Source organism: Methylobacter psychrophilus (assembly GCF_025583945.1).
Taxonomy (GTDB): Bacteria; Pseudomonadota; Gammaproteobacteria; order Methylococcales; family Methylomonadaceae; genus Methylobacter_C; species Methylobacter_C psychrophilus.
The window spans coordinates 1-5,556 of record NZ_JAOEGU010000099.1 but is presented as its reverse complement, the minus strand read 5'-3'; the positions used below and the strand labels follow the sequence as shown (position 1 = coordinate 5,556).

The window sequence follows — 5,556 nt, the reverse complement described above, 5'->3', positions numbered from 1 at the left end:
ACAGGAACAACACATTAAGAAGTAATTTTTAACGTTTAGTTTTGTAGTCGAGCCAAGATTGGCTACTCATCTTATTGAGTGGCAAACTGATTTAAACTGAAGAGTTTGATCATGGCTCAGATTGAACGCTGGCGGTATGCTTAACACATGCAAGTCGAACGGTAACAGGCCTTCGGGCGCTGACGAGTGGCGGACGGGTGAGTAACGCGTAGGAATCTGCCTTATAGTGGGGGACAACGTGGGGAAACCCACGCTAATACCGCATACGCCCTACGGGGGAAAGGAGGGGATCTTCGGACCTTTCGCTATGAGATGAGCCTGCGTTAGATTAGCTAGTTGGTAGGGTAAAGGCCTACCAAGGCGACGATCTATAGCTGGTCTGAGAGGACGATCAGCCACACTGGGACTGAGACACGGCCCAGACTCCTACGGGAGGCAGCAGTGGGGAATATTGGACAATGGGCGAAAGCCTGATCCAGCAATACCGCGTGTGTGAAGAAGGCCTTAGGGTTGTAAAGCACTTTCAATTGGGAGGAAAACCTGCCGGTCAATACCCGGTAGCTTGACATTACCTTTAGAAGAAGCACCGGCTAACTCCGTGCCAGCAGCCGCGGTAATACGGAGGGTGCGAGCGTTAATCGGAATTACTGGGCGTAAAGCGTGCGTAGGTGGTTCGTTAAGTCAGATGTGAAAGCCCTGGGCTCAACCTGGGAACTGCATTTGAAACTGGCGGACTAGAGTTTAGTAGAGGGGAGTGGAATTTCAGGTGTAGCGGTGAAATGCGTAGATATCTGAAGGAACACCAGTGGCGAAGGCGACTCCCTGGACTAAAACTGACGCTGAGGTACGAAAGCGTGGGTAGCAAACAGGATTAGATACCCTGGTAGTCCACGCCGTAAACGATGTCGACTAGCCGTTGGTCCTATTTACAGGATTAGTGGCGCAGCTAACGCATTAAGTCGACCGCCTGGGGAGTACGGCCGCAAGGTTAAAACTCAAATGAATTGACGGGGGCCCGCACAAGCGGTGGAGCATGTGGTTTAATTCGATGCAACGCGAAGAACCTTACCTACCCTTGACATCCAGAGAATCTGTTAGAGATAGTAGAGTGCCTTCGGGAGCTCTGAGACAGGTGCTGCATGGCTGTCGTCAGCTCGTGTCGTGAGATGTTGGGTTAAGTCCCGTAACGAGCGCAACCCTTGTCCTTAGTTGCCAGCGGGTAATGCCGGGAACTCTAGGGAGACTGCCGGTGATAAACCGGAGGAAGGTGGGGACGACGTCAAGTCATCATGGCCCTTATGGGTAGGGCTACACACGTGCTACAATGGCCGGTACAGAGGGCTGCGAACTTGCGAAAGTAAGCAAATCCCAGAAAGCCGGTCTTAGTCCGGATTGGAGTCTGCAACTCGACTCCATGAAGTCGGAATCGCTAGTAATCGCGAATCAGAATGTCGCGGTGAATACGTTCCCGGGCCTTGTACACACCGCCCGTCACACCATGGGAGTGGGTTGCAAAAGAAGTGGGTAGTCTAACCTTCGGGAGGGCGCTCACCACTTTGTGATTCATGACTGGGGTGAAGTCGTAACAAGGTAGCCCTAGGGGAACCTGGGGCTGGATCACCTCCTTACAAAGATGGTCTATCGTCATCATGCGTATCCACAACAAATTATTTTGATCAGCAGCAGTATGAGCCCAGGGCCTGTAGCTCAGTTGGTTAGAGCGCACCCCTGATAAGGGTGAGGTCGGTGGTTCGAGTCCACCCAGGCCCACCACCTCGCCGCAAGGTAAGCGTGATGTGGCCCGGGGGATGTAAACAAGCACAAACCAGACACACTGGGGCTATAGCTCAGCTGGGAGAGCACCTGCCTTGCACGCAGGGGGTCAGCGGTTCGATCCCGCTTAGCTCCACCAATTCTATAACGTTTCGATTCACTTAAGAATCAACAGAGACCTTATAGAATTGGTGTATTTATTGAATACACGAATAGCTCTTTAACAATTTGGAAATCTGTAACAACGTAATCTTGATCTGTAAAGGTGACAAGATTACGCAACGAGTTCGCGTGCAGCGACGGTGTCAGCGGATAGTAACAAGACTTGGCCAATTAAGCAATTAATCAGCCAAGCTGGCTACTAAAGCGCAACCACAGAGTAGCACGCGAATGAGTTCTCAAAAACAGAAAAAAGCGATTAAGAAAGCTGATCGGTATAACACGTAATGCTGTTAACCGGCCAATCAGGCAACAGAAAATACCCTGTTGGCTGATTGGTTGGCGAAAACAGACTTATTGGGGTTATATGGTCAAGTGAATAAGCGCATACGGTGGATGCCTAGGCAGTGAGAGGCGATGAAGGACGTTGTAGCATGCGATAAGCCGCGGGGAGTTTGCAAACTAACCCTGATCCGCGGATTTCCGAATGGGGAAACCCGGCCAACATCAGTTGGTCACATTACAGTGAATACATAGCTGTATTGAGCGAACCCGGAGAACTGAAACATCTAAGTACCCGGAGGAAAAGAAATCAACCGAGATTCCCCTAGTAGCGGCGAGCGAACGGGGATTAGCCCTTAAGTTGTATAGTTGTTAGTGGAACAGTCTGGAAAGTCTGGCGATACAGGGTGATAGCCCCGTACACGAAAACGCTATACAGTGAAAACGAGTAGGTCGGAGCACGTGAAACTTTGACTGAACATGGGGGGACCATCCTCCAAGGCTAAATACTCCTTACTGACCGATAGTGAACCAGTACCGTGAGGGAAAGGCGAAAAGAACCCCGGAGAGGGGAGTGAAATAGATCCTGAAACCGTATGCGTACAAGCAGTGGGAGCACCCTCGTGGTGTGACTGCGTACCTTTTGTATAATGGGTCAGCGACTTAATCTCAGTGGCAAGCTTAACCGAATAGGGGAGGCGTAGCGAAAGCGAGTCTTAATAGGGCGTTTAGTCGCTGGGATTAGACCCGAAACCGGGCGATCTATCCATGGCCAGGCTGAAGGTGAGGTAATACTTACTGGAGGGCCGAACCCACGTATGTTGAAAAATGCGGGGATGAGCTGTGGATCGGAGTGAAAGGCTAATCAAGCTCGGAGATAGCTGGTTCTCCTCGAAAGCTATTTAGGTAGCGCCTCGTGTATAACTGTTGGGGGTAGAGCACTGTTTCGGCTAGGGGGTCATCTCGACTTACCAACCCGATGCAAACTCCGAATACCAACAAGTTCGAGCACGGGAGACACACGGCGGGTGATAAGGTCCGTCGTGGAAAGGGAAACAGCCCAGACCGTCAGCTAAGGTCCCAAAATCTATGCTCAGTGGGAAACGATGTGGAAAGGCCCAGACAGCCAGGAGGTTGGCTTAGAAGCAGCCATCCTTTAAAGAAAGCGTAATAGCTCACTGGTCGAGTCGGTCTGCGCGGAAGATTTACCGGGGCTAAGCATAGTACCGAAGCTACGGGTTCACACTTAGGTGTGAGCGGTAGAGGAGCGTTCTGTACGCCTGCGAAGGTGAACTGAGAAGTTTGCTGGAGGTATCAGAAGTGCGAATGCTGACATGAGTAACGATAATGGGGGTGAAAAACCCCCACGCCGAAAACCCAAGGTTTCCTGCGCAACGCTAATCGACGCAGGGTTAGTCGGTACCTAAGGCGAGGCTGAAAAGCGTAGTCGATGGAAAGCAGGTTAATATTCCTGCACTAGTAGTAACTGCGATGGGGTGACGGAGAAGGCTAGGTCAGCTGACGGTTGGAAGTGTCAGTTTAAGCGAGTAGGGAGGGTTCTTAGGCAAATCCGGGAACCTATATTCTGAGACGTGATGACGAGACTCTCTTAGGAGAGACGAAGTGATTGATGCCATGCTTCCAAGAAAAACCTCTAAGCTTCAGGTTACTAGTAGCCGTACCCCAAACCGACACAGGTGGGTGGGATGAGAATTCTAAGGCGCTTGAGAGAACTCGGCTGAAGGAACTAGGCAAAATGATACCGTAACTTCGGGAGAAGGTATGCCCTTGGTAAGTGAAGTCCCTTGCGGATGGAGCTGAAGAGGGTTGCAATAAAATGGTGGCTGCGACTGTTTAGCAAAAACATAGCACTCTGCAAACTCGGAAGAGGAAGTATAGGGTGTGACGCCTGCCCGGTGCTGGAAGGTTAATTGATGGGGTTATCTTCGGAGAAGCTCTTGATCGAAGCCCCAGTAAACGGCGGCCGTAACTATAACGGTCCTAAGGTAGCGAAATTCCTTGTCGGGTAAGTTCCGACCTGCACGAATGGCGTAACGATGGCCACACTGTCTCCAGCCGAGACTCAGTGAAATTGAAATTGCGGTGAAGATGCCGTATACCCGCGGCTAGACGGAAAGACCCCGTGAACCTTTACTATAGCTTGACACTGGACTTTGAATCGATTTGTGTAGGATAGGTGGGAGACTTAGAAGCCGGAACGCTAGTTTTGGTGGAGTCAACCTTGAAATACCACCCTGGTTTATTTGAAGTTCTAACCTGGATCCATTATCTGGATTGGGGACAGTGTCTGGTGGGTAGTTTGACTGGGGCGGTCTCCTCCTAAAGAGTAACGGAGGAGCACGAAGGTACCCTCAGCCTGGTCGGAAATCAGGCAATGAGTGCAATGGCATAAGGGTGCTTGACTGCGAGATAGACACATCGAGCAGGTACGAAAGTAGGTCATAGTGATCCGGTGGTTCTGTATGGAAGGGCCATCGCTCAACGGATAAAAGGTACTCCGGGGATAACAGGCTGATACCGCCCAAGAGTTCATATCGACGGCGGTGTTTGGCACCTCGATGTCGGCTCATCACATCCTGGGGCTGAAGCAGGTCCCAAGGGTATGGCTGTTCGCCATTTAAAGTGGTACGCGAGCTGGGTTCAGAACGTCGTGAGACAGTTCGGTCCCTATCTGCCGTGGGCGTTTGAGATTTGAGGGAAGCTGCTCCTAGTACGAGAGGACCGGAGTGGACGAACCTCTGGTGTTCCGGTTGTCATGCCAATGGCATTGCCGGGTAGCTACGTTCGGACAGGATAACCGCTGAAAGCATCTAAGCGGGAAGCCCCTCCCAAGATGAGATCTCACTGGGACCATGAGTCCCCTGAAGGGCCCTGGAAGACTACCAGGTTGATAGGCACGGTGTGGAAGCGCAGTAATGTGTGAAGCTAACGTGTACTAATTGCCCGTGAGGCTTGACCATATAACACCCAATCAGTTTGGGCGTGTTATACACCGAGATGACTAGTCATAGTTGTCTTGGCCAGCCGATTATCGCTAATCACTGTATAGAAAACAAACAAAAAGCAAACAAAAAGTAAGAGCAGAAAAAGCATGACCTGATTGTTACAGATTTCCAACGGCATGGCTAAGGCCATACCGAAGACCGTCAACAGGTAAAAAGCCTGAGACGACACCAGTTTGCTTGGTGACCATAGCGAGCGTGAACCACCCGATCCCATCCCGAACTCGGAAGTGAAACCGCTTAGCGCCGATGATAGTGTGGCAGTTTGCCATGCGAAAGTAGGGAATTGCCAAGCGCTTAAATTAAAAACCCAAGATAA

General features: G+C 50.9%; 2 tRNA genes and 3 rRNA genes. All 5 read left to right on the top strand.

Features of this window, described 5'->3' with window-relative positions:
• The first annotated feature begins 93 nt into the window (after positions 1 to 93).
• The 5 genes from N7974_RS19975 to rrf all read left to right on the top strand — a co-directional run bounded on the left by N7974_RS19975 (position 94) and on the right by rrf (position 5,532).
• A 16S ribosomal RNA gene (locus N7974_RS19975) occupies positions 94 to 1,628 on the top strand.
• A 68-nt stretch (positions 1,629 to 1,696) separates the two neighbouring features.
• A tRNA-Ile gene (locus N7974_RS19970) sits at positions 1,697 to 1,773 on the top strand.
• Positions 1,774 to 1,836: 63 nt separating this feature from the next.
• Positions 1,837 to 1,912: transfer RNA gene (locus tag N7974_RS19965), tRNA-Ala, on the top strand.
• Positions 1,913 to 2,301: 389 nt separating this feature from the next.
• Positions 2,302 to 5,195 (top strand): 23S ribosomal RNA (locus N7974_RS19960).
• 221 nt (positions 5,196 to 5,416) lie between these two features.
• A 5S ribosomal RNA gene (gene rrf / locus N7974_RS19955) occupies positions 5,417 to 5,532 on the top strand.
• Together the 16S, 23S and 5S rRNA genes with 2 tRNA genes alongside form the textbook arrangement of a ribosomal RNA operon.
• The last annotated feature ends 24 nt before the right edge of the window (positions 5,533 to 5,556 follow it).